The organism is Lacrimispora sphenoides JCM 1415 (assembly GCF_900105615.1).
Taxonomy (GTDB): Bacteria; Bacillota; Clostridia; order Lachnospirales; family Lachnospiraceae; genus Lacrimispora; species Lacrimispora sphenoides.
In genome coordinates this window covers 2,095,361-2,119,310 of sequence record NZ_LT630003.1, presented here as the reverse complement: position 1 = coordinate 2,119,310, position 23,950 = coordinate 2,095,361, and the positions used below count along the sequence as shown (strand labels likewise).

Here is a 23,950-nt window from a genome sequence, read left to right as displayed (position 1 = left end):
TTTTAAAATATGTATTGACAAAAACAGGAAGAGAGCGTAAAATACGCCTCATAAAGTAATTCCTAGTTTGCCTATAGGAATCAGTGGGAGGAGTAGCTGCCATGAACCAGTGGAGAGCCATGCAGATGAATATGAACAAGATGAACGGCATGTGTATGATGATGTGTCGTGTATCAGAGTGCATAAAAATACGATAATCGTTTCATTTGTATGGATTGTGATTGGAATTCGCTGAGAGCAGCAATACGCGGAAATTTTAGGTCGCAAGTCTGTGCAGGGCTTGCGGCCTTTTTGTACCTTAAAAAACACCCTACAGAAATTCCATTATGCTCAGAAAGATGGGCAATAATAATGAAAGGAAATAGACAAATGCAGTCAGCAGAACCTATTATTCAGCTGGTGGGACTGGGAAAAGAGTTTCGTACCACAGGCGGCCCGATTAAGGCCCTAGACGATATCAACCTGTCCATAGAACAGGGAGAGATATTTGGAATTATCGGTTTAAGCGGAGCCGGAAAAAGTACTTTGGTCCGCTGTATCAATTATTTAGAAATACCGACATCAGGAGATGTACTTTTTGAAAACAAGAGCCTGACCGCCATGCGGCCGCAGGAGCAGAGACTGGCCAGACAGTCCATGGGCATGATTTTTCAGCAGTTCAACCTGCTGGCTCAAAGGAACGTTCTTCAGAATGTGTGCTTTCCGCTGGAAATCGCCAAGGCACCCAAAAAGGAAGGGTTAAAAAGAGCCATGGAGCTTTTGGAAATCGTGGGTCTTAAGGACCGGGCCAAGGCTTATCCGTCTCAGCTCTCAGGTGGGCAGAAGCAAAGGGTAGCCATAGCAAGAGCCCTGGCAACCAATCCAAAGGTTCTCCTTTGCGATGAAGCCACAAGTGCGTTGGATCCAAACACTACAAAGTCCATACTTGGACTTTTAAAAGATATTAACAAGTCCATGGGAGTAACTGTGGTTGTTATCACCCATGAGATGTCAGTAATAGAAGCAATCTGTGACCGGGTAGCGATTATTGACCAGAGCCATATTGCAGAAGTGGGAAGCGTAAAGGAAATATTCTCTGAGCCAAAATCAAAAATCGGCAGACAGCTTATATTAGGGGAAGCGGCGGAACAAGTCAGCCGTTTCGGCGGCTCCAGAAGAGTCCGGATTTCCTTTGACGGACGGTCTTCCTTTGAGCCGGTCCTCGCCAATATGATATTAGCCTGTAAGGTACCGGTGAACATTATGCATGCCGAAACCAGAGATATTAACGGAACCGCTATGGGACAGATGGTCATTCAGCTTCCGGATAATGAAGTTGACCAGAACCGGGTGCTTAGTTATTTAAAAACAGCAGGGATTACACATGAGGAGGTGAAGAAACATGACCTTTGATGCGACAACGATACAAATGCTTATTACCGGTATAGGAGAGTCTTTGTTTATGACGCTGACATCTTCCGTTTTTTCTTATCTTATCGGTATCCCTCTGGGTATTATACTAATTGTTACAGATAAAGATGGAATCCATCCAATCCCCTGGCTCCAGCAGGTTTTGGGACTTGTTATCAATTTGTTCCGCTCCATACCCTTTATTATTTTGCTTATTATGGTAATACCCGTTACAAAAATGATTGTTGGAACGCTTCTGGGACCAAAGGCCGTGATTCCGCCTTTAGTAATAGCGGCAGCACCATATGTTGCAAGAGTGGTGGAGTCTTCATTTAAGGAAGTGGACAGCGGTGTGATAGAAGCGGCGAAATCCATGGGTGCCTCTACGTTTCAAATTATATGTAAGGTTCTCCTCCCGGAGGCAAAGCCTTCCCTCCTGGTAGGAGCAGCACTTTCCGTAACAACCATATTATCCTATTCCGCTATGGCCGGATTTGTAGGCGGCGGCGGTCTTGGTGATATTGCGATTCGATATGGATATTACCGTTATCAGACACAGATGATGTTTGTAACAGTCGCGATCCTTGTGATCATCGTCCAGATCATTCAGGAAACCGGAATGAAATTATCCAAAAAAAGCGACAAACGGGTTAAATAGTAACTGCCTCAGGCGTTACCATAAAAAAATTCAAGGAGGAACAATTATGAAAAAGTCACTTTATGTATTTTCGGCTGCACTGGTTGCAGCAGCAGCGCTGACAGCATGTGCAGGAAGTAAGGAAGCGCCCGCAACACCTGCAGCAACCCAGGCTGCATCATCAGAGGAAACAAAAGCAGAAGAATCAACGGCAGCTGAAACGACCGGTCAGCTGGAGAAGATCATTGTTGGAGCAACTCCGGCTCCTCATGCAGAGATTTTAAATGCTGCAAAGGATATTTTAAAAGAAAAAGGCTATGAGCTGGTAGTCAAGGAATATACGGATTACGTGCAGCCAAACATGGCTCTTGAATCCGGGGACTTAGATGCCAACTATTTCCAGCACAAGCCATACCTGGATCAGTTCAATGAGCAGAAAGGAACCGATCTTGTAAGTGCGGCAGCCATTCATTATGAACCCTTCGGCATTTACGCAGGAAAGACAGATTCTATTGATAAGCTTGCTGACGGAGCCCAGATCGCAGTCCCAAATGATGTTTCCAACGAAGCTAGAGCTCTTCTTTTACTGGCAGACCAGGGTCTGATCGGATTAAAAGAAGGCGTTGAGCTGGATGCAACCAAGAATGATATTGTAAAGAACGATAAGAATTTTAAGATCGTTGAAGTGGAAGCTGCTCAGCTTCCCCGTTCTTTAGGCGACGTGGATGTGGCTGTTATCAATGGAAACTACGCCATTGAGGCAGGCTTAAAGGTATCCGATGCTCTTGCTGTGGAAGATGCAAAGTCTGTAGCAGCAACCCTTTACAGTAATATTATTGCGGTTCGTTCAGGTGAGGAAAGCAGCGAGAAGACCAAAGCTCTTGTTGAGGCTTTAACAAGCGATACCGTTAAAAAGTTTATCGAAGACACCTACGAAGGTGCGGTAGTTCCTTCTTTCTAAACAGGAACTTCCTTATGAAATAAATAAAAGGCCGTTATGGAGAATGCATGAAGCAGCACCATATCGGTCTTTTTTGTTTAAAGTGCTGGTTAAACGAAATGCCGCCAGCTTACTCATTGTCTCTGCCGGCATACTCCTGTATGGAATTTAACGACAGGATCAGATGGCGTTCCGCCAGAGGATATAAGATCCTGTATCCGGTATAGTTCATCAGGCATAGGTATTTCCTCCGGTTTGGGAAAAGTCATCGGAATTCACGGAGATATAGGGGATGTGAATCTCCACATCGGTTCCCAGGGCAGGCGTGCTGGATACATGGAGTCCGTAGGTGTCTCCGAAGACCAGCTTCAGCCGCCGGTTAACGTTCCACAGGGCAATGCCGGTGCCCCTTTTGCCGTGATTGGGTGAGACATAGTACTCCTGCTCCAGGGAATGATTTAACATCTTAAGGGTATTGGAATCGATCCCTTTTCCGTTATCGGATATGCGGATGTTAATATGCTTTTTGGCAGGGATAATTTCTATGGTAATAACCCCGTTGTCTGCGGATTCCGTAAAAGCATGTACGATGCTGTTTTCCACAATGGGCTGCAGGGTGAGCTTTGGAATCACCGCATCCATGATGCTGCTCCAGGAATCCGGCAGATCCACGTTCAGACAGAATCTGTCGCGGAAGCGGTATTGCTGGATCTTCATATAATTGTTGATTACATTTACTTCATCGTTCAAAGTGGCAAAGTCGCTTTTTGTGCTGATGCTGTATCGGAAGAAGTTTGACAGGGCGTAGGTGATATCCGCTATCTCCCCCATGTCGCTTAGTACGGCCTGTGCACGGATGCATTCCAGGGCATTATACAGAAAGTGCGGGTTTATCTGATTTTGCAGGGTAAGGAGTTCGGTCTGCTTCTTTAAGATTTCATTTTCATAGTAACGCGCATTATCCCGGACGGCCTTCTGGCTGTGCTCCTCTAAGAGCTTTTGTAATTTCTTTTCTGATAAGAGCTTCATAGTCTTTCTTTCCCTTTGCATGTCAACTGTATATTTTTCGGTAATCCTTCGGTGTGATGCCTACGTATTTTTTAAAAAGCTTACTGAAATAACGGGCATCCTGAAAGCCTGTGGAATATGCAATCTCATTGATGGACAGATTAGAGTCCTTTAGGAGCTCCCTGGCCTGACCGATCCGGTATGAATTTAAATAGTCTACGAAATTCTCGCCGGTCTCCTTTTTAAAGATATTGGAAAGGTAGGCAGGATTTAAGGTTACTAAAAGCGCTGCATCCTCCAGCCGGATTGGGTCTGTGTAATGTTCTTCAATGTATTTGAGAACCATGCGGATGGGGCGGGTGTTCTGAGCCTGGACCGCCTTGTGGATATTTTCAAATATGTAGGACACAGGTTCCGATATGGCAGACTTTAAGGCATCCAATGACAATGCGTTTTCTATGGCGTAGTGGATCTGGCCGGATAAGTAGTCAAGTGGCACCTCTTCCTGGTCCAAAGATAAGTCCATGCGTACAAGCAACCGGCATATCTCCCCCAGCATGTCTATGATGTCAAACAGTGGAAAAAGGTTCTTTGGCCTGAAAAACAACTGATTTAATGTTGCCATGAAATCCGTGATGTTTACGGATTCAATGGCTTTTTTGAACTGCTGTAAATATAAGCTTTTTTCCACCTCTGTAAGATACGGGACCGGAGGCAGCTTCTTCCAGTACAGGATCTGGCCGCAGCCTGACAGTATGCGGTAATAGGCAGCATCTATGGCGTCCTTATTGGACTGTCCGAAGGAGGAGATCTTATCATAGGAATCGCCGACACCCACGGTAATCTTAAGTCCGGCAAACAGGTCCAGAAGGTTACAGGCCTTCTGGTAAAATTCCTGGAGATGGCTAAAAAAAGATCCGGCCGCCTGCCGGGGATAATTGATGCCGAGATAGATAGCGCTGCCCTCCATACAGGAAAGGACCTGGAAGCAGAAGCCTTCAAATTCCTCGTGGAACATGGAGATCAGCTTTTTGTTTAAGGAGCCGATATTGTCCAGGTTATCGGCACTCTGGTTGACAAAGTCAAGCTTAAGGCAGAGGATACAGAACAGTCCGGGTTTAAAGTCTATGCCATATTCCCCGATGACCTGCTCCAGCGGGACAGCTGGGTCCTGGATTTCCCATATAATACGCTTTAAGAAAAAGGATCTCCCGGGATGTTCTGTGTGGAGGGAAGGCAAAGCATCACCTGCAGCCTGGGTCTGATGGCTATTCAATTCTTCCATGATTTTCTTAAGGGCCTGGTTCAGTTCGTTTTCATTGATGGGTTTTAAAATGTAGTCATCTACCGAATATTTTAAGGCATTGTGAGCGTATTCAAACTGTTTATAGCCGCTTACGATGATGAAGCGGCAGGGAATATTTAGATATCGTGTCTGGCGGATCAGCTCAATGCCGTCCATAACAGGCATGCTGATGTCCGTAATCACGATGGCAGGGCGTATTTCCTGAATCTGCCCAAACAGCTCCTGACCGTTGTGGGCGCAGCCAGCAAATTCCAACTGCAGCTCATCCCATAGAATCATCTTTTTAATCAGCTCGCAGATCAGGAATTCATCGTCGGCTATGAGCACCTTCATTCTTTCACTTATCACAGGACCCCTTCTTTCTCTTATCAATTTGTCATTATTATAGCTTATCAGAAGTTGCATTTTAACTTCTGATAAAAGCGGATGTTTTTTCCGCCGTAAATATGATTATGAGAACATGATTTTTGTTCTCTTAATATAGCATACCAAAATGGTAGTGTAAATGGAGGTACTAGTAAAAATGCATAAAAAATATGCTGTAAATATACAAAAATAGAAATATTACACATATTCTAAAAAACGGTGCATTGAAAAAAGCCTAAAAGAATCTTATGATAAGTTCCATCAGACACCTGTGAACAGGTTGATCGAGAAAGGAGAAGGAGTATGAACAAAAAGATTCTTGCATGTGTATTGGCAGCAGCTATGGCAGCAGGAGCCCTTGCAGGATGCAGCGGAACTTCCCAAAGCGGCGCAGCAGCGGGTGGAACGACGGCTTCAAAGGTATCCGCTGGGGGAGCGGAGAGCCAGGGAGGGGAGGCAAAGACTGGGGAGAATATCACCCTTACGCTGTGGCATATTGAAAATGACGCCAAACGGCAGGAGGTAGTGAAACGTTGTATTGAGAGATTTGAGGCCAGCCATCCCAATGTGAAGGTAGAACAGGTGCCCATGGAGAACGACCCTTATAAGACCAAGCTTACCACTGCCATGGCAGCCGGACAGGAGCCGGATATATTCATCTCCTGGGGCGGCGGCTGGCTCCAGTCCTTTGTGGAAGAGGGAAAGGTGCTTGATATTGACGAGGATGTGAGAAAAATCTCTGATATTTACCACGAATCGGCCTTGTCTCTTTTCGAACTTGAGGGGAAATACTGGGCAGTGCCCTTCCGGGCAGGCGCGGCCCCTGTGTACTATAATACCGAGATTTATAAGGATCTGGGACTTAAGGTTCCCGAGACGGTGGAAGAGCTTGAGGCCAATTGTGAGATTATTAAGGAACATGGCATCATTCCCTTTGCCGAGGGCAATTCCAGCCAGTGGCCGGGTGCGCTTACCTTTATATGGCTGTCCCTTAGAGAGGGAGGCTCCCAGACGTTCCTTGATGCCTATAACCGTACCGGCAATGCTACGTTTGAGGATGAGAGCTTTATTAAAGCAGGACAGAGGATCCAGGATTGGGTGAAGAAAGGGTATTACCCCGAAGGCCTTAATGGTATCAACTATGATACCGGCGGATCCAGAATGCTGTTTTACAGCGGTCAGGCAGCTCACATTGTACAGACCAATAGTTTCGTATCCAACTGTAAGTCTGAAAAACCGGATTTCTACGAGAATAATCTTGGGTTGTTCAACTACCCTGTAATAGAAGGGGGTAAAGGGAAGGCAGACGAGATCTTAGGAGGAGGCAACGGATATTCCATCTCTGCTTCCTGCAAAAATCCCAAAGAAGCGATGGAACTGGTAAAAGTCCTGACAGACCAGGAGTATGCCCAGGACATGTCTGATACTGCTGGCATTCTTACCGGAATAAAGGGTGTGGAAATCAAGGACAGCAAGCTGCAGCAGATGGAGGAGCTTCTGGTTCATGCATCTTATATGCAGAACTTCTACGATCAGTTCCTGCCAACAGAGCTTGGAAACTTACATAAGCAGACTACTTATGACCTCTTTGGACTCACCACCACGCCAGAGCAGGCGGCCGCTGACATGGAAGCACTGGCACAGAAGGAGCTGGTTAAGAAATAATACATGACATGGAAGGAGAGGGTGTTGCATGGCAGAATGCATGTTGCAACGCCCTCATTCCGGATCGTTCTCTGTGAGAAGGAGTGATTATATGAGTAAACAAAATAAACATATAGGAATCATAACGCTGTTCGTGCTTCCGGCCCTGCTGTTTTACGGTACATTTAACGTAGTGGGAATCGTCAGGACATTCATCTACAGCTTTATGGACTGGAAGGGGATCAGCGCCAACAGGACCTTTGCAGGATTTGGGAATTACATCGAGCTGTTCGGGGATTCCCTGTTCTGGAATGCCATGGGGAATAACGTAATCCTGGTCATTGTCTCCGTGGCTATCCAGCTCCCCGGAGCCCTGCTCCTAGCCCTTCTGATCAATCAGGAGCTTAAGGGAACAAGGTTTTTCCGTACGGTGTTTTTTATGCCGATGCTGCTGTCCACGGTTGCTACCGGCATCATGTGGATTCTGTTTTACGATCCCTATTTTGGCCTGATAGCCAGTCTCATGCAGAAGCTGGGGTTAAAAAGCATTGCTTTTCTGGAGGGAAGATCATCCATGCCTTCCATTCTGTTCGTCATATGCTGGCAGTTCATTCCCTTTTATATGATTATATTAAAGGCGGGACTTACCAATATCCCGACGGACATTTATGAGGCGGCCAGGATCGACGGGGCTAATGGGAAGCAGTGTTTCTGGAAAATTACCCTCCCGCTTCTTGTACCGACCCTGCGCTCGGCGGCAGTCCTGCAGCTGGTGGGGTCTTTAAAATACTTTGACCTATTCTATGTCATGATGGGCGGCGCGCCCAACAGGGCGACAGAGCTGATGGCCACCTACATGTACAAGAAAGGGTTTACGGAATTCCGTATGGGATATGCCAGCGCCATTGCTGCCAGCATGTTTATTCTATGTTTTGCCATTGCATGCATGTTCCTTTACATTACTAGAGATAAGGAGGGGGCATAATATGGGCGTGTTGCTAAAAAGAAAAATAAAGAATGCCATTCTCTATGCGATCAGCATCGTTATTGCACTGATTACTGGATTTCCCTTTGTGTTTCTGGTTATCAACAGCTTTAAAGGCATGGGGGAATACTTAACTAATATCTGGAGACTTCCCAAAGAGCCGTTTTTCGGAAATTACCAGTTGGTCTTAAAACCGGATTTTCTCCGTTACTTCTTAAACAGCGTTGTGGTGTCAGGAGTCAGTGTTTTCATCATTGTGGTCGTATCATCCATGATCTCCTTTACCTTTGCAAGGCTTAAATATAGAGGAAGGAATCTGCTTTACTTTGCCATTATCGCGGGAATGATGATCCCGGTACATACGACTCTGATCCCCACATTCACGCTTTTAAGCAGCATTGGCCTGACAGATACCTTAACCGGCCTGGTGGGTCCTTATGTCAGTTATAACATTCCCATTGCCGTTTTCATACTGACTCAGTTTTTCCGGGAGATACCAAAGGAGCTGGAGGAAGCGGCCATCATTGACGGCTGCAGCATTGTGGGAACCTTTAAGAATATCATACTTCCGCTGTCAGGTCCGGCTATTTCCACTATCGTAGTGTATACATTTTTGAACATCTGGAATGAATTCATTAATGCCAATGTGCTGATCAACAGTACGGGAAAGAAGACCCTGCCCTTAGGGATCCGGGAATTCTACGGCATGCAGTCTGTCAATATACCGGCAGTGCTTACCGCTATCCTGATCGGATCGCTTCCGGTCATCCTTTTGTACTTCTTTGCGCAGGAAAAGGTGGTGAACGGATTGACCCAGGGAGCGGTAAAAGGCTGAGTGAGCCCGGAAGGGACAAATCTTTAGGGACAGATATCAAGGGACAGATCGTAAGAGAGGAGAGGATTAAATATGGATTTTGAAAAGAGGGCGAGGGAGTTAGTCGGTCAGATGACCCTGGAAGAGAAGGCCTCCCAGCTAAGATTTGATGCCCCGGCAGTCAAAAGGCTGGGGATCCCCAGATACCACTGGTGGAATGAATCGCTTCATGGCGTGGCCAGGGCGGGGACGGCAACCATGTTTCCCCAGGCTATCGGCATGGCGGCCATGTTTGACGAGGAGATGATGAAGGAGATCGGCACTGCGGCGGGCATGGAAGCTAGGGCAAAGTACAATGCCTATTCGGCCCTGGAGGACCGGGATATCTATAAAGGACTGACCCTATGGTCTCCTAATGTGAATATCTTCCGTGATCCCAGATGGGGAAGGGGCCATGAGACGTATGGAGAAGATCCATACCTTTCCGGCAGACTGGGCGTGGGATTCATACAGGGAATCCAGGGAGAGGGCGAATACTTACTGGCAGCAGCCTGTGCCAAACACTTTGCGGTACACAGCGGACCGGAGGAACAGCGCCATACCTTTGATGCCAGAGTCAGCAGAAAGGATCTGTGGGAGACCTATCTGCCTGCCTTTGAGGCCTGCGTCACCGAAGGTAGGGTGGAAGGGGTCATGGGTGCGTATAACAGGACCAACGGAGAGCCATGCTGTGGCAGCAAAACTCTGATACAGGATATTCTGAAAGAGAAGTGGAAGTTTGACGGGTATTTTGTGTCTGATTGCTGGGCCATCAAGGATTTCCATGAAAACCATCATGTGACGGATACCGCCGCTCAGTCCGCAGCCATGGCACTGAGAAATGGCTGCGATATCAACTGCGGAAATACTTACCTGCATATTTTAAGTTCCTATGAGCAGGGCCTGGTGACAGAGGAGGAGATTACAGAGGCAGCGGTGCATGCGATGCGCACCAGGATGCGTCTGGGGCTTTTTGATGAGGACTGTCCCTACAACCAGATTCCGTATGAGATGGTGGGATGCAAAAAACACAGAGAACTGGCCATCCATGCGGCGGAAAAATCCATGGTCCTCTTAAAGAATGACGGGTTTCTTCCTCTTGACAGGAAACTTAAGAAGGTGGCTGTCATCGGGCCCAATGCAGACAGCCGCTGGCCGCTCATCGCCAATTACCACGGCACAGCGCCCCGGTATGTGACAGTACTGGACGGGATAGAGAATCTTCTTGATGAGGATGCCAGAATCTTTTACTCAGAAGGATGCCATACCATGAAGGACCGTGTAGAACGGCTGGCACTGCCGGGAGACCGCATAAGCGAGGCGGTGACTGCAGCCCTTAAGGCAGGGCTGGCCATTGTATGTGTGGGACTGGATGAGAGGTATGAGGGGGAACAGCAGGATCTTGGTAACCGTTTTGATGAGGCGGTCAGTATGGCGGATAAGCCCTCTCTGGCACTTCCTGAATCCCAGCGCCGCCTGCTGACAGCACTCATAGAGACTGGCATACCGCTGGTGGTAATAAATATGTCTGGAAGCGCCATGGACCTGGCGTGGCTGGACCAGGCGGAAAGCATAAAAGCAATCCTGCAGGCGTGGTATCCCGGTGCCGAAGGCGGAACGGCCGTAGCAAGAGTCCTCTTTGGGGAGACCAGCCCATCAGGCAGGCTTCCAGTCACCTTCTATCGGTCTGAGGAGGAAATCCCTCCCTATGAGGACTACAGCATGAAAAACCGGACCTACCGGTATATGAAAGAAGAAGCCCTTTATCCCTTTGGATTCGGCCTTTCCTATACCAGCTTCCGGTACAGGGATTTAGAGTGCGTCCCCGCAGGTGACGGCAGCGTGTCCGTATCTGTGAAGGTCAGGAACGAAGGACCGGCAGATGGTGAGGAAGTGGTTCAGGTATATGTGAAGAACCTGGATTCTTCCCTTGCAGTGAGGAATCATTCCCTGTGTGCTTTTGCAAGGGTGAGTCTTGCAAAGGGACAGGAGAGAGAGGTAAGCTTCTGTCTTTCGGGTCTGGCTTTCTGTGTGGTGGACCAGGACGGGGAGCGTCGCTTGGATGGGCATCGGTACGATATTTATGCAGGCGGCAGCCAGCCTGATGGCAGGAGCTGTCTGCTTATGGGCTCCGAACCCTTAAGAGCCCGGGTGGAGCTTTAAGGGACTGTGTGATAGAAAGCTGAAGAAGGAGAGATAAAATGGACTTATTACAGGTAAGAAATGGTAAAATCGTGGATGAATCGGGTAATCCTGTGTACCTTCGCGGTACCTGCGTGGGCGGCTGGATGAACATGGAGGATTTTATCAACGGATATCCGGGTACTGAGAGCGGGATGAAGAGGGAGATGGCCAAAGCCATTGGTGCAGGCAAGGCAGAATTGTTTTTTGAGACCATCCTCGATAACTTCCTGGCTGAGGAGGATATCCGGCTGATCCGGGAAACCGGAGCCAACTGCATCCGCATTCCTTTGAGTTACCGGCATTTTGAGGATGACCAAAATCCCTTTGTATATAAGGAAGAGGGATTTAAACGGCTGGATGCCGTACTGGATGCCTGTGAACGCCAGGGTGTCTACGTAATCCTGGATATGCATGCCTTGTCCGGCTGGCAGAACTGTCACTGGCACAGTGATAACGAGCGGGGCGCGGCTCTTCTCTGGAGCTTCCGCCATTTTCAGGAACGGATCATCGCACTCTGGGAGGCTATTGCACAAAGATACAGGGACAGAAATGCGGTAGCGGGCTACGATCTGATGAATGAGCCATCCACAGGAACGCCCACCGGCGAACATGCCTATGACTTTTATGAGTTCTATCAGTCGGACTGGAAGGCAATCAACAAACTGTACCGGGAGATAGCAGATGCGGTCCGAAAAATTGATAAAAAGCACATCCTGTTTCTGGAGGGGGATAATTATTCCAGGAATTTTGAAGGGCTGGAGAAGCCTTTTGAGGATAATCTGGTGTACAGCAGCCACAACTATATACCGCCGGGATATGGGCCGGGAACGTACCCGGGATATTATGGCGGGGTGTACTGGGATAAGAATAAGCAGAGGACTGAATTCCTTAATCACCAGGGGACACAGTTTGCCTTGAAGCACCATGTACCCTTGTGGGTAGGGGAGTTCGGTTCCCAGTATCATGGTTTTCCGGAGGAGCTTCCATACCGACTGGCTTCTATGGAGGATCAGCTGGATATTTACAACACGTATGGAGTCCACTGGACCACCTGGACCTATAAGGACCCCGGGATTATGGGATGGGTATTCTTAGATCCGGAGAGCGAATATATGAAGATCATCCAGCCGGTCCAGGAACAAAAACGCATTCTGGGAGCTGAGAATTTCGTTGCAGATTATGCAGGGGTGGCGGAGGGCAGAAAGAAATCCCGCGCGCTTGCCGATTATATCCTGGAGGTGATGGGAGAAACCAGGATTGACAAAGCTTCCAATGCGTTTGTGATGAATTACGGTGTACTTAACGGCTATGCGGGTGCAATGCTGCAGCCGGCTTATGCCAGGCGTTTTGCCGGATACAGTGAGGATGACTTAGAGCGCATTGCCGGAGGCTTTAAGCTGGAAAACTGTGTGAAGAACCAGCCTTATCTGAATCTTCTGAAACATATGCTGCATTGATAAATATCCATGATTCTGTTAAAATTGGATGTGAAAATATGCAAATAGGCAGCCGGGAATAGCGGAAAGAGGAGAGAACTTGGGATGAGGAAAAAGATAGTCTGGAAAGAAAAAATGTCAGAATACTGGATGATTGGGCTTTTACTCTTCCTGGTGGCTGTGTTCTCTTATATGTTGCCGGTATTTGCCACCAGAGGGAACCTTGCCAGCTTCCTGCGCTCCATGCCAATTTTGGGGATTGCAACGCTGGGAGTGGCAATGCTTATGATCTCCGGCGGAATTGATTTATCCTGCGGAGCCATTATGGCCTGCGCAGGGACGACAGCTGCGTATCTGGCGGTGCGGGGAATGCATCCGGCAGTATGCCTGGCTCTTGGCATCCTCTGCGGCGGTGCCTGGGGACTTCTCAACGGGTTTCTGATCACACGGTTTGAGCTTAAGCCGTTTATAGTGACCGTAGGAAGCAATTATATGATCCGGGGGCTGACCCAGATGTTCACAGGGGGTATTCTGATCAGCGGTCTGCCAGGCTGGTTCTACCACATTTCAAACACCCATCTGCTGGGCAATATCCTCTATACCAATTTTCTTATCTTCCTGATCCTGGCTGTGGCAGTTGTTCTTATTATGAAATGTACCATATTCGGCCGGTACTGCTATGCCGTAGGCTCCAGTAAGAAGGCCAGTAGTCTGGCCGGCATCCAGGTAAAACGGCACCTTCTCAAGGTCTATTTTATTGAAGGGGCCTTTGCGGGGATTGCGGGAATCATCCTTATGTCCTACTTGAATGTGGGCGCATCCAGTGAAGCTATGGGGCTGGAAGCATATGCCATCGCCGCTGTGATTATCGGCGGGATCCGGTTTGAAGGAGGGGCAGGAGGCATCGCGCGAGCGGTTCTGGGGCTGCTTATTATAGAAGTGTTTAAAAACGGTATGAATGCGGCCGGTTTAAATACTTATGGGCAGCAGGCAGTTACAGGGCTTATGATTCTGGCGGCTATTGTGATGGACTATTTTCGGAAGAAGAGGGAAGAATCGGCATGAGAATGTTTAAAATTTGGGTAATCGGAATGGCGGTATGCCTTTTTGTGTCCGGTTGCGGGAGGCAGTCCACCGCCGCTTTTGAACGGAAGGAAGGGAAGACTCTGTATCTGATTGCATTGAATGAAGAAGGACCTTATTGGAAGCCGTTGATACAAAGTGCGCAGGATCAGGCCAGAGAGCGGGGGTGTACTCTGATCGTAAAAGCAGGGCTGCCTGGAGATTCCTCACGGCCCCAGAAGCTGATTGAGATGGTCCAGGAGGCCATCGATCAGAAAGCAGACGGCATTGCCATGGCAGCTTTAGAACCGGAGATGTTTGATATAAAAGCGGCGGAGGCAATGGCTGCCGGAGTCAAAGTAGTCACCTATGATACGGACATCAGGACTTACAGCAACCGGCTGGCATATATCGGAACCAATAATTATGAAGCAGGAATGGAACTGGGAAGACGGGGGGCCGAAGACTTAAAAGCCCGGGGAATTACCGGAGGGAGGCTGACGGCCGTTACCTACAGTGGTTCCGCTCAGAATATGACCGAGCGTTACAAGGGGCTTAAGGACGGTTTTAGCCAGTCGATGGATCAGGATGCCGCCCAGTTTACCTGGTGTACCTGGATTATAAACGACCTAAGCGTATCCAGGGCAAAAGAGCAATTGGAGACACAGATCCTATCCTATCCTGACTTAAAGGCAGTGTTCACTCTGGGAACAGAGTCTGTCATTACAGGGACCATGGAAGCTATCAAATTCCAGAACCTGCAGGGAACTCTGTACCACTATGGATTCGATTATTCCCCTACTCTGGCAGCCGGTGTGGATGAGGGCCTGATTACAGGCATCGTGGACCAGAACTGTCAGGTGATAGGCAGGACTTTGGTGGACAAACTGGCGGATGCAGTGGAGGGGAGAGACCTTGAGAAGGAATACTTAATTGATGTGACATGGGTAGAAGCTAAGGATATAAAAGCGTATGGAGAGAAAGCGGAGAGGTAATATAAATGAATATGAAGCAGAAAAGCGCGCCCCAGCGGGAGCTGTGGGCTCAGTTTGACGCCCTGCAGATGGGAAGCGGCTGGGATGAGGAAGATATAAAGAAACCTCAGATTTTGCTTGAGGATGCCTATGGGGATAGCCATCCGGGCAGCGTGCATCTTTCGGGGCTCATGGAACAGGTAAAATACGGTGTGTTTGAAAAAGGCGGGCATCCTGCCGGGTATCATACTACGGATATCTGCGACGGCTGCGCCCAGGGACATAACGGAATGAATTACATACTGGCCTCCAGAGAGGCTATCTGCGATATGATAGAACTCCACGGTTCCGTGTATCCATGGGACGGGATGGTACTTGCGTCATCCTGTGACAAATCCATACCCGCCCAATTAAAAGCAGCGGCCCGGCTTGACATTCCTTCCATATTTATACCTGGGGGGAGCATGAGGAACGGGCCGGGGATGACGACTTCCCTGGTGGCAGGAGACATATCCCTGCGCCAGAAGCGGGAAGGGGCTATTACTCCGCAGGAAATTAGGGATTATAAGCTGACGGGCTGCCCCTCCGCCGGCGCATGTACATTTCTGGGAACGGCCAGTACCATGCAATGCATGGCGGAAGCCCTGGGCATGGCGCTGCCAGGCTCTGCGTTAATTCCGGCCACCATGCGGGATATCCTGGCATGGGCGCGCAGGGCAGGCCAGACCATAATGAAGCTGGCGGAGAAGGATATCCGTCCAAGCCAGATCATGACAAAGGAAGCATTTGAGAATGCCATCATGATCCATAGTGCAATCGGAGGGTCTACCAATGGAGTCATTCATCTCACTTCCCTGGCAAGAGAGCTTGGGCTCCTTATGGCACCGGAAAAATTTGACGAGATCAATCACCGGATCCCTCACATCGGAAATATCACCCCCAGCGGTCAGCATCTGACAGAAGCCTTCTGGTTCGCAGGCGGAATTCCCATGGTGGAACGGGAACTAAGGGATCTGCTGCATCTTGATGTAATGACAGTCTCAGGCAGGACGCTGGGAGAAAATCTGGAAGATTTGGAGAAGGACGGCTTTTACGAGCGTTATGCAGGTTATCTGGGCAATTACGGACTGAAGCGGGAACAGGTTATCTTCCCGGTCAGTGAAGCCGTTGAAAAGGGCTCCATCGCTGTTATGAGGGGGAATCTGGCACCCGAGGGAGCAGTCATTAAATATGCTGCATGTATCAGGGAGATGTGGGAGCATAAAGGAAGGGCACGAGTCTTTGACTGTGAGGAGGATGCTTACCAGTCAGTGGTGAAAAAGGAGATCCGCAAAGGTGATATCATTGTGATCCGCTATGAAGGACCAAGGGGCAGCGGCATGCCGGAAATGCTCATGACGACTGAGGCAATTGTCTGTGATCATGAGCTCAATGGAAGTGTGGCCCTGGTAACGGATGGCAGGTTTTCAGGAGCCACAAGAGGACCTGCTATCGGTCATGTGTCTCCGGAAGCAGCAGCAGGAGGGCCTCTTGCCTTTGTGAGAGACGGCGACATCATTTCCTACAGTGTGAAGGACAGGACCCTGAATCTGACAGGAATCCAGGGGGAGGAACGGACGCTTAAGGAGATTGAGAAGGTGCTTGAAGAACGGAAAAAAGAGGGGATCATTCCCAGACCGAAGCGGAAAGGGATATTGGCAAGATACACCAGGGATGCCCTTTCAGCCATGGAAGGAGCAGGATATGAAGGCTAGGGGACGATGGGGTGCGGGAAGAGATATCCGGGCCCGTATGATGCGTACCGTACTCAAGGAGAAAGGGAGGATGGCAGTTTAGATGAATGCAAAATATATAACACCGGCAGTAACGGCATTTACAAGTGACTTTCATGTGGATATGGAGGCCAATAGGCAGATATATGACCATCTCATAGCAGGAGGAATGGATGGAATTCTGATTCTTGGAAGTATCGGGGAGTTCTTTGCCATTTCGCTGGAAGAGAAGAAACGGATGATCCGGGAGGCCCTGGCTTACGTGGATCATCGGGTAACGGTTTATGTAGGGACCGGCGGTACTGTTTTCGAAGAATGTGCAGAGCTGTCCCGCTATGCCCTGGAGCAGGGGGCGGATGGAGTTATGGTCATCTCTCCCTATTACTTTAACCTGCCGGACAGCGCTGTTCTGGACTTTTATGATACACTGGCCGGAAGGATAGAAGGCCCGCTGCTGCTATATAATTTCCCTGCCAGAACCGGTTATGACTTAAAGCCTCAGGTGGTTCTTGAACTGGCCCGCAGGAGAAAGAATATTGTAGGGATTAAGGACACCGTAGATGTCATGGGGCATACCAGAGCTTTGATTCAGACTGTAAAGAGAGAATTTCCTGAATTTCTGATTTATTCGGGATTTGATGAATTCTTTTCCCATAATGTGATAAGCGGAGGAGACGGCTGCATCGCCGGGTTATCCAATTTTACGCCGGAGACAGCCTCTGCTCTTGCTAAGGCGGCTAAGAGGGAGGATTTCCGGCTGCTGCAGGAATACCAGATGAAGATCGACCGGCTTATGGCGGTATATGATGTGGGAGAACAATTTATACCTATTATAAAAAAGGCCATGGTGCTTTGCGGGGTACCCATGAAGTCCATTTGCGCCCGGCCCATGCAGGAGTCCACGGAGGGAGAGACCAGACGGCTTGAGCAGATTCTTAAGGAAGAGGGATTGCTTCGGTGAACGCAGAGGGATAGAGTTTTTTTAGCAGGAGAAAAGAACATTCTTTAACGGATATCCGCCGGAGAATGTTCTTTTTATTGAATGATAAAGCTCCTTATCAGCGGCTGTTATTACAGGATTTCATTCGCAGGTTTATCGTCAAATAAAATATTAATTTTACAGATAATGGAAAATATTGTATAATTGCCATATGATCGAAAGTAAAAGCCCTTTCGATTATCGGATGGACGGCGCAAAAAGCATGCGCTTTTTATCCTCACTTGCTTCGCAAGATCAGATGAACAGGCTGAAAAGCAGTCCTTTTATCTTCACTTGCCATACAAGTTCAAATAAGTTATATATAATGACAGAAAGGGAGATGATAGAAATGGATCAGGATAATCAAGATGGTTCCTGGCAGGAAAACCAGGATTGGGATCGTGGTGCCGTATATAAACAGCCAGAGAATCCGGTACATAGCAACATGGCCCTTGCCTCTCTGGTCATGGGGATTCTTGGTATTATAACCTCCTGCTGCTGTTACGGAGGATTGATTTTCGGAAGCCTTGGAATTCTGTTTGCCCTGCTTTCCAGGACAGAAGACAGGTTTGAAGGTTATGCAAAGGCAGGCCTTATTACTTCATCCATTGCCATTGTGCTTGTTGTATTGGTTCTTATCGTATTTGTGGGAACTGCGGCGATGAGTGGCCTGGGGCTGGGAGGTGTGTTTTCATGAAAACTTCATCATCAGAACTTAAAAGCCGTGCAAAACGGTCGTTGAAAGGCAGATACGGCTTGTGTATCGGCATCCAGTTTATAGAATACGCCATTCTTCTGGCTATAACCCTGGTGTATATTTTAACGTCCTTTTCTATGGGACTGGTAAGAGATCCTTTTTTTTATGGCGGCAGCGTATCTGCAGGAAATGTGATCCTGAAGGCAGGGGTTTATATCTCACTCCTGATCATTCTCTCTGTATACGGTCTTTTAAAACCAGGAGTACTTAAGATTTATATGGATATATGCAATGGCCGTGCCACCAAACTGTCTGATTTACTCTTTGCTTTTCAGAACAAGCCCCATAGGTTTTTAGGACTTTACTTTATAAATCTTTTCATTGGATTTGCCTGGGGGATACCGTACTTTGTTGTACTCATTGTAGCTGTCATCACTGATTTTATATCTGTCATGATAGTACTGCTGGTACTAACGTACCTGCTTCTGCTAATTGGAAATATCATAACAATGCTGTATTTATCCCAGTCCATGTACCTTCTCATCGAATCTCCGGATTTAAGGGTAATTGAGAGCCTTAAGGAAAGTGCAGCTATGATGAAGGGTAATAAGGGAGGCTATTTTTACCTTTTCATAAGCTTCATCGGTATGGTAGTCCTGGGATACTCTTCCATGGGTATTGGCTTACTCTGGATCATCCCTTATATTCAAGCTACTATGACAGAATTTTATTTTGATCTTAAGGAAAGGCTTTCTCGGAACAACCCCGGAAGAGGTGAGGAAATTTCCTTTGAATCCATGTGGAACCAGGAAAATCAGTGGTAGGGCCGTGTCATGCATGAGGTATGCGCATAGAATATACTAAGGAGGTGTATCCTATGCGAATTTGTGAACTAAAACAAAAAGAGGTAATTAATATCTGTGACTGCAGACGCCTCGGTTATGTTGGTGATGTGGATTTTGATATGGAAACAGGATGCCTTTTAGCCATAATTGTACCAGGACCAGGGTGCTTTTGCGGCTTTTTAGTCAGGGAAAAGGAGTTTGTCATTCCTTTCTGTGACATAAGGCAGGTGGGCCCGGACATCATCCTTGTAAATGTGGATTTGGAAAAGGCAACGGAAAGATGCGGGATATAAGGAGGATGGGCTTGCGGTTCTTTGGATTGTAAGCTATGATATATAAAACGAAGTTCGATTCGTGACACTAAAATTACAGTCCGTAGACAGGAGGACCAGAAACGTGAAATGTCCATTTTGCAATGAAGCAGACACCAAGGTCATTGATTCCAGACCAGCAGACGACAACAGCTCAATCAGACGCCGCAGACAATGCGAGAAATGCGGAAAGAGATTTACCACCTATGAAAAGCTTGAGACCATGCCCCTCATGGTTATTAAGAAGGATAATTCCAGAGAAGTTTATGACCGTTCAAAAATAGAATCAGGAATTCTTCATTCCTGCCATAAACGGCCGGTATCATCCCAGCAGATTGATTCCATGGTAGACGAAATAGAAACCCAGGTTTTCAACCGTGAAGAAAAAGAAGTGGAAAGCACGGTGATCGGAGAACTTGTCATGAAAAAGCTGCAGGAAGTGGATGAGGTTGCTTATGTGCGCTTTGCTTCCGTATACAGGGAATTTAAAGACGTGAGTACGTTTATGGAAGAAATAGGAAAACTATTGAAGAAGTAGGAGATATATGTTTAAAGTATTTTATCCGGATAAAGATGCGGCATCAGCATATGACATATCCTTCGAAGAATTATATAAGAATGGGATCAGAGGCGTGATTTTTGATATTGACAATACTCTGGTGCCTCATGGTGCGCCCGCAGATGAAAGAGCTAAGAAATTGTTTTTACATCTGCAAAACCTTGGGATGGAATCCTGCCTCCTTTCCAACAACAAAGAGCCGAGAGTGGCTTCCTTTGCCAGGGCTGCGGGCAGCCCTCATTATATTTATAAAGGAAACAAGCCCTGGAGAAAAGGCTATCAAAAAGCGATGGAGTTCATGAAAACGGATGCGAAACATACGGTTTTTGTGGGGGATCAGCTTTTTACCGATGTTTATGGAGCCAAAAGAGCCGGAATCTACAGCATTCTGGTCAGGCCGATTCATCCAAAAGAAGAAATCCAAATTGTTTTAAAGAGATATTTAGAAGCAGTTGTGCTGTATTTTTATCACAGAGATAAGAAAAGAAAAAAGTGAATTGTGTCAGGTGAAAGAACATTTCTGACGGGTAAAAGACAGCCTGACAGGTTATAATACGGATGAGACGATTCGGACAAGCCGGCTGATCCGGGACAAACTGGAGATGCTTTGCTAGGAAAGCATGAGAAAAGGTGGTAAAAGGATATGAAAATTCTTGTATTAAACGGGCCGAATCTAAACTTTTTAGGAATCCGCGAAAAGGGAATATACGGAACAGAGGATTATCATGCGCTGGTATCCATGCTGGAAGAAAAAGCGCAGAGAGAAGGTCATGAGCTGGAAGTCTTTCAGAGTAATTATGAAGGTGGAATCATCGATAAAATTCAGGAGGCATATCACAATGGAACAGAAGGGATCATCATTAATCCCGGAGCGTTTACCCATTACAGCTATGCCGTTAGAGATGCCCTGGGTTCCGTAGAGATTCCCAAGGTTGAAGTCCATATATCAAATGTCCATAAGAGAGAGGAGTTCCGCCATACATCAGTGACGGCGCCTGTTTGTACCGGACAAGTAGTTGGTCTGGGGCTTAAGGGATATGCTCTTGCAATGGATTATTTAACAGGAAAATAATTGCTCCGATTCAAGAAAAGGGAGATATTTGTAAAAAACTGTTGAAAATGTATTTGTTATAGTATAGAATATAAAAGGTTAAGAAGAGAAATTCAAGGAGGAATATCATTTATGATATCAGCGGGTGATTTTAGAAACGGTATCACATTGGAGATCGAGGGTACTGTTTATCAGATTATGGAGTTCCAGCATGTAAAACCTGGAAAGGGTGCTGCATTCGTAAGAACTAAGATTAAAGATGTGGTAAACGGCGGCATTAACGAGCGCACATTCCGCCCGACAGAGAAGTTCCCACAGGCAAGAATCGATAGATTTGACATGCAGTATCTGTATGCTGATGGAGATCTTCATAACTTTATGGATACGAATACCTATGAGCAGATGGCGTTATCTCCAGATATAATCGGTGATGCGTTAAAGTTTGTAAAAGAGAATGAGACGGTTAAGGTATGTTCTTATAATGGTAAGGTATACTCCGTAGAGCCTCCGTTATTCGTGGAGTTGGTTATTACAGATACAGAGCCGGGATTCAAGGGTGATACCGCTCAGGGAGCTACCAAGCCAGCTACGGTTGAGACCGGTGCAGTAGTATATGTTCCCTTATTTGTAGATCAGGGTGACAAGATTAAGATTGATACACGTACAGGTGAATACCTGTCCAGAGTATAAAAGGAAAAGGACCGGGCGATCTGCAAGGTCCTTTTATTAATTATGTATGATATTGGGAAAACAACGTAGAAAGGTCCGTTCTAATATTCCTGCGTTGTTTTTGTATTTTAAAGGTATTCGCAAAAGATATACCTGATCATCAGATTGCATATGGCAATCCATGCAGAATCATACGGGAAAATATTTAAATACGGGGAAATGCAATAAGAGAATATTGCAAGCATAGAAGGTAAATATGATAAAATAATAAAAGAAAGCACCTTTTTGGGTAAGATAAGGATTGTGCGATCCTCATAACTTAAAAAGGCGCTTATTTTATTACCGGATCACCTATTCCTGTCCATGTGGCTGAAGATCATGGAGCAGTACGGTTTTGGAAAAGAAAAGGGAAAAGAATTTGATTTTTAAGGTCACTTGTAATATAATTAATATTTAGCGTAGAAATATCTGGAATAGAAAAAGGAGACCAGGAACTGATGAAGAAGATTCTTGATTTGATTACAGCAGAGATGAAGGCAGCATTTGCGAACTGCGGATATGATGAGGCTTATGCAAAGGTAACCTTATCTAATCGTCCGGACCTTTGCGAATACCAGTGTAACGGAGCCATGGCAGCAGCCAAGGCTTATAAAAAGAAACCGTTTGATATAGCTTCGGAAGTGGTAGAAAAGCTTGTCGCCAGTCATGTATTTGCTGCGGTGGATGCAGTGATGCCGGGATTTATCAATTTAAAGCTCAATTCAGATTATCTGGCAGACTATATGAACGGCATGGCTGACGAAGAACAATGCGGCTGTGAAAGAACAGAAAACCCCATGACAATTGTGGTGGATTACGGCGGTGCCAATGTTGCAAAGCCTCTGCACGTAGGTCATCTTCGTTCCGCGATTATCGGGGAGAGTATTAAGAGAATGGGCCGTTTCCTTGGACATCATGTCATTGGAGACGTTCACCTGGGAGACTGGGGCCTTCAGATGGGACTGATCATTGAGGAGCTTAAGGACAGAAAACCGGAGCTGCCTTATTTTGACGAGTCCTATGAAGGAGAGTATCCAAAGGAAGCACCCTTTACCATCAGTGAGTTGGAAGAGATATACCCTGCGGCCAGTTCAAAAGCCAAATCCGATGAGGAATTCAGCACCAGAGCTCATGATGCCACTTTGAAGCTGCAAAACGGTTTTAAACCTTACCGTGCCATCTGGCGTCATATTATAGAAGTATCTGTTTCTGATTTAAAGAAAAATTACGGAAATCTCAATGTTTCCTTTGATTTATGGAAAGGGGAAAGCGATGCGGAACCCTATATTGCCGGTTTAATAAAGGAGCTGGAAGATAAGGGCCTTGCTTATGAAAGCCAGGGAGCCCTTGTTGTGGATATTGGAGAAGAGAGGGATACCAAAGAACTTCCTCCCTGTATTGTAAGAAAATCTGACGGTGCAGCCCTTTATTCTACTTCTGATCTTGGAACCATCATTGAACGTGAGAAAGATATAAAGCCTGACTGGTATATCTATATTACGGATAAACGTCAGGAACTGCATTTTGTCCAGGTGTTCCGCGTGGCGAAAAAGGCAGGCTTTGTATCACAGGATAAGAAGATGTCTCATCTTTGCTTTGGAACCATGAACGGAAAAGACGGTAAGCCATTTAAGACAAGGGACGGCGGAGTTATGCGTCTGGAAACACTGATTTCTGACATCAGCCAGGCAGCTTATGAAAAGATCATGGAGAACCGTACTGTTTCTGAGAAAGAGGCAGAGGAAACATCAAAGATCGTGGGAATGGCAGCCTTAAAGTATGGGGATCTGTCTAATCAGGCATCCAAGGATTACGTATTTGATATGGACCGTTTCGTATCCTTTGAGGGAAATACCGGTCCTTACATCCTTTATACGATCGTAAGAATTAAGTCCATTCTGGCAAAATACCAGGACCTTGAGGTTAAATACCAGGGTGAGGAGCAGATTCTTGCAGCTGCATCAGAGGCAGAAAAAGACTTGATGCTCCAGCTTTCCAGATATAATGAAATCATGGAAACAGGCTTTACGGAGCTTGCGCCCCATAAAATATGCCAGTACATTTATGAACTTGCCAATGCATTTAACCGTTTTTACCATGATACCAAGATCATATCCGAAGAGGATAAAAAACGGCAGGCATCCTGGATCCGTTTTATCAGGCTGACCAAGGATGTATTAAATGCATGCATTGGCGTACTGGGAATCGAAGCGCCGGAACGAATGTAATGGTGAACGGATGTGA

Annotated in this window: 22 protein-coding genes; 20 read left to right on the top strand and 2 right to left on the bottom strand. The window is 46.9% G+C overall.

The window, feature by feature from the left end; translation table 11 throughout:
* Positions 1-369: 369 nt before the first annotated feature.
* Genes BMX69_RS09510 through BMX69_RS09500 form a run of 3 tightly spaced genes read left to right on the top strand, consistent with a single transcriptional unit; the run spans position 370 to position 2,987 of the window.
* The gene (locus BMX69_RS09510) at positions 370-1,392 is read left to right on the top strand and encodes a methionine ABC transporter ATP-binding protein (protein ID WP_025233492.1); all 1,023 of its coding nucleotides are present in this window, start codon (positions 370-372) and stop codon (positions 1,390-1,392) included.
* Positions 1,382-2,047, top strand: coding sequence for a methionine ABC transporter permease (locus tag BMX69_RS09505; protein ID WP_025233491.1), 666 nt, complete (start codon positions 1,382-1,384; stop codon positions 2,045-2,047). The genes BMX69_RS09510 and BMX69_RS09505 overlap by 11 nt, the downstream gene beginning before the upstream one ends.
* Before the next feature lie 46 nt (positions 2,048-2,093).
* Positions 2,094-2,987: a MetQ/NlpA family ABC transporter substrate-binding protein gene (locus BMX69_RS09500; RefSeq protein ID WP_054789983.1), complete on the top strand. Its 894-nt coding sequence runs from the start codon at positions 2,094-2,096 to the stop codon at positions 2,985-2,987.
* 210 nt (positions 2,988-3,197) lie between these two features.
* On the opposite strand, the gene BMX69_RS09495 is transcribed toward BMX69_RS09500, so the two are convergent.
* Together BMX69_RS09495 and BMX69_RS09490 are read right to left on the bottom strand one after the other, a co-directional pair.
* The gene (locus BMX69_RS09495) at positions 3,198-3,995 is read right to left on the bottom strand and encodes a sensor histidine kinase (protein WP_054789984.1); all 798 of its coding nucleotides are present in this window, start codon (positions 3,993-3,995) and stop codon (positions 3,198-3,200) included.
* A gap of 22 nt (positions 3,996-4,017) precedes the next feature.
* A complete protein-coding gene (locus tag BMX69_RS09490; RefSeq protein ID WP_160117910.1) occupies positions 4,018-5,628 on the bottom strand; it encodes a helix-turn-helix domain-containing protein in 1,611 nt (536 codons plus the stop codon).
* 321 nt (positions 5,629-5,949) lie between these two features.
* Between BMX69_RS09490 and BMX69_RS09485 the strand changes: the two genes are divergently transcribed.
* The 17 genes from BMX69_RS09485 (at position 5,950) to argS (ending at position 23,934) form a co-directional block, all read left to right on the top strand.
* Positions 5,950-7,311, top strand: coding sequence for an extracellular solute-binding protein (locus tag BMX69_RS09485; protein WP_100042209.1), 1,362 nt, complete (start codon positions 5,950-5,952; stop codon positions 7,309-7,311).
* Between the two features lie 91 nt (positions 7,312-7,402).
* Positions 7,403-8,275 carry a carbohydrate ABC transporter permease gene (locus tag BMX69_RS09480; RefSeq protein WP_100042208.1) on the top strand — a complete coding sequence of 291 codons (873 nt, stop codon included), beginning with the start codon at positions 7,403-7,405 and terminating at the stop codon, positions 8,273-8,275.
* Position 8,276: 1 nt separating this feature from the next.
* Complete coding sequence (locus BMX69_RS09475; protein ID WP_054789989.1) at positions 8,277-9,110, top strand: carbohydrate ABC transporter permease; 834 nt, start codon at positions 8,277-8,279, stop codon at positions 9,108-9,110.
* 72 nt (positions 9,111-9,182) lie between these two features.
* Positions 9,183-11,291, top strand: a complete 2,109-nt coding sequence (locus BMX69_RS09470; protein ID WP_100042207.1) for a glycoside hydrolase family 3 C-terminal domain-containing protein — start codon at positions 9,183-9,185, stop codon at positions 11,289-11,291.
* A gap of 38 nt (positions 11,292-11,329) precedes the next feature.
* Positions 11,330-12,769, top strand: coding sequence for a glycoside hydrolase family 5 protein (locus tag BMX69_RS09465; protein ID WP_100042206.1), 1,440 nt, complete (start codon positions 11,330-11,332; stop codon positions 12,767-12,769).
* An 84-nt stretch (positions 12,770-12,853) separates the two neighbouring features.
* Positions 12,854-13,813, top strand: coding sequence for an ABC transporter permease (locus BMX69_RS09460; RefSeq protein WP_100042205.1), 960 nt, complete (start codon positions 12,854-12,856; stop codon positions 13,811-13,813).
* On the top strand, positions 13,810-14,805 hold the full coding sequence (locus tag BMX69_RS09455; RefSeq protein WP_054790025.1) for a sugar ABC transporter substrate-binding protein: 996 nt from the start codon (positions 13,810-13,812) through the stop codon (positions 14,803-14,805). The genes BMX69_RS09460 and BMX69_RS09455 overlap by 4 nt, the downstream gene beginning before the upstream one ends.
* 11 nt (positions 14,806-14,816) lie before the next feature.
* Positions 14,817-16,538 (top strand): dihydroxy-acid dehydratase, encoded by a 1,722-nt coding sequence (gene ilvD / locus BMX69_RS09450; protein ID WP_100043808.1) that lies wholly within the window; start codon positions 14,817-14,819, stop codon positions 16,536-16,538.
* 82 nt (positions 16,539-16,620) lie between these two features.
* A complete protein-coding gene (locus BMX69_RS09445) occupies positions 16,621-17,517 on the top strand; it encodes a dihydrodipicolinate synthase family protein (RefSeq protein WP_100042204.1) in 897 nt (298 codons plus the stop codon).
* A gap of 367 nt (positions 17,518-17,884) precedes the next feature.
* Positions 17,885-18,232 (top strand): DUF4190 domain-containing protein, encoded by a 348-nt coding sequence (locus tag BMX69_RS09440; RefSeq protein WP_147297059.1) that lies wholly within the window; start codon positions 17,885-17,887, stop codon positions 18,230-18,232.
* The gene (locus BMX69_RS09435) at positions 18,229-19,056 is read left to right on the top strand and encodes a DUF975 family protein (RefSeq protein ID WP_054789995.1); all 828 of its coding nucleotides are present in this window, start codon (positions 18,229-18,231) and stop codon (positions 19,054-19,056) included. The genes BMX69_RS09440 and BMX69_RS09435 overlap by 4 nt, the downstream gene beginning before the upstream one ends.
* 53 nt (positions 19,057-19,109) lie before the next feature.
* Positions 19,110-19,370: a PRC-barrel domain-containing protein gene (locus BMX69_RS09430; RefSeq protein ID WP_054789996.1), complete on the top strand. Its 261-nt coding sequence runs from the start codon at positions 19,110-19,112 to the stop codon at positions 19,368-19,370.
* Between the two features lie 103 nt (positions 19,371-19,473).
* Positions 19,474-19,926, top strand: a complete 453-nt coding sequence (gene nrdR, locus BMX69_RS09425) for a transcriptional regulator NrdR (RefSeq protein WP_025233466.1) — start codon at positions 19,474-19,476, stop codon at positions 19,924-19,926.
* 7 nt (positions 19,927-19,933) lie between these two features.
* Positions 19,934-20,443 carry a YqeG family HAD IIIA-type phosphatase gene (locus tag BMX69_RS09420; protein WP_100042203.1) on the top strand — a complete coding sequence of 170 codons (510 nt, stop codon included), beginning with the start codon at positions 19,934-19,936 and terminating at the stop codon, positions 20,441-20,443.
* A gap of 147 nt (positions 20,444-20,590) precedes the next feature.
* On the top strand, positions 20,591-21,019 hold the full coding sequence (aroQ, locus tag BMX69_RS09415; protein ID WP_025233464.1) for a type II 3-dehydroquinate dehydratase: 429 nt from the start codon (positions 20,591-20,593) through the stop codon (positions 21,017-21,019).
* Positions 21,020-21,130: 111 nt separating this feature from the next.
* Positions 21,131-21,688, top strand: a complete 558-nt coding sequence (gene efp / locus BMX69_RS09410) for an elongation factor P (protein WP_054789998.1) — start codon at positions 21,131-21,133, stop codon at positions 21,686-21,688.
* 476 nt (positions 21,689-22,164) lie between these two features.
* A complete protein-coding gene (gene argS / locus BMX69_RS09405) occupies positions 22,165-23,934 on the top strand; it encodes an arginine--tRNA ligase (protein ID WP_054789999.1) in 1,770 nt (589 codons plus the stop codon).
* Positions 23,935-23,950 lie beyond the last annotated feature (16 nt).

What these genes read in the sequence shown, in the direction of transcription:
- BMX69_RS09510 (WP_025233492.1), top strand. Translation starts at nt 370, where the DNA reads ATGCAGTCAGCAGAACCTATTATTCAGCTGGTGGGACTGGGAAAAGAG.
- BMX69_RS09455 (WP_054790025.1), top strand. Translation starts at nt 13,810, where the DNA reads ATGAGAATGTTTAAAATTTGGGTAATCGGAATGGCGGTATGCCTTTTT.
- BMX69_RS09435 (WP_054789995.1), top strand. Translation starts at nt 18,229, where the DNA reads ATGAAAACTTCATCATCAGAACTTAAAAGCCGTGCAAAACGGTCGTTG.
- BMX69_RS09500 (WP_054789983.1), top strand. Translation starts at nt 2,094, where the DNA reads ATGAAAAAGTCACTTTATGTATTTTCGGCTGCACTGGTTGCAGCAGCA.
- argS (WP_054789999.1), top strand. Translation starts at nt 22,165, where the DNA reads ATGAAGAAGATTCTTGATTTGATTACAGCAGAGATGAAGGCAGCATTT.
- BMX69_RS09495 (WP_054789984.1), bottom strand. Translation starts at nt 3,995, where the DNA reads ATGAAGCTCTTATCAGAAAAGAAATTACAAAAGCTCTTAGAGGAGCAC.
- aroQ (WP_025233464.1), top strand. Translation starts at nt 20,591, where the DNA reads ATGAAAATTCTTGTATTAAACGGGCCGAATCTAAACTTTTTAGGAATC.
- BMX69_RS09430 (WP_054789996.1), top strand. Translation starts at nt 19,110, where the DNA reads ATGCGAATTTGTGAACTAAAACAAAAAGAGGTAATTAATATCTGTGAC.
- BMX69_RS09440 (WP_147297059.1), top strand. Translation starts at nt 17,885, where the DNA reads ATGGATCAGGATAATCAAGATGGTTCCTGGCAGGAAAACCAGGATTGG.
- BMX69_RS09420 (WP_100042203.1), top strand. Translation starts at nt 19,934, where the DNA reads ATGTTTAAAGTATTTTATCCGGATAAAGATGCGGCATCAGCATATGAC.
- BMX69_RS09470 (WP_100042207.1), top strand. Translation starts at nt 9,183, where the DNA reads ATGGATTTTGAAAAGAGGGCGAGGGAGTTAGTCGGTCAGATGACCCTG.
- ilvD (WP_100043808.1), top strand. Translation starts at nt 14,817, where the DNA reads ATGAAGCAGAAAAGCGCGCCCCAGCGGGAGCTGTGGGCTCAGTTTGAC.
- BMX69_RS09465 (WP_100042206.1), top strand. Translation starts at nt 11,330, where the DNA reads ATGGACTTATTACAGGTAAGAAATGGTAAAATCGTGGATGAATCGGGT.
- efp (WP_054789998.1), top strand. Translation starts at nt 21,131, where the DNA reads ATGATATCAGCGGGTGATTTTAGAAACGGTATCACATTGGAGATCGAG.
- BMX69_RS09445 (WP_100042204.1), top strand. Translation starts at nt 16,621, where the DNA reads ATGAATGCAAAATATATAACACCGGCAGTAACGGCATTTACAAGTGAC.
- BMX69_RS09480 (WP_100042208.1), top strand. Translation starts at nt 7,403, where the DNA reads ATGAGTAAACAAAATAAACATATAGGAATCATAACGCTGTTCGTGCTT.
- BMX69_RS09505 (WP_025233491.1), top strand. Translation starts at nt 1,382, where the DNA reads ATGACCTTTGATGCGACAACGATACAAATGCTTATTACCGGTATAGGA.
- BMX69_RS09485 (WP_100042209.1), top strand. Translation starts at nt 5,950, where the DNA reads ATGAACAAAAAGATTCTTGCATGTGTATTGGCAGCAGCTATGGCAGCA.
- BMX69_RS09460 (WP_100042205.1), top strand. Translation starts at nt 12,854, where the DNA reads ATGAGGAAAAAGATAGTCTGGAAAGAAAAAATGTCAGAATACTGGATG.
- BMX69_RS09475 (WP_054789989.1), top strand. Translation starts at nt 8,277, where the DNA reads ATGGGCGTGTTGCTAAAAAGAAAAATAAAGAATGCCATTCTCTATGCG.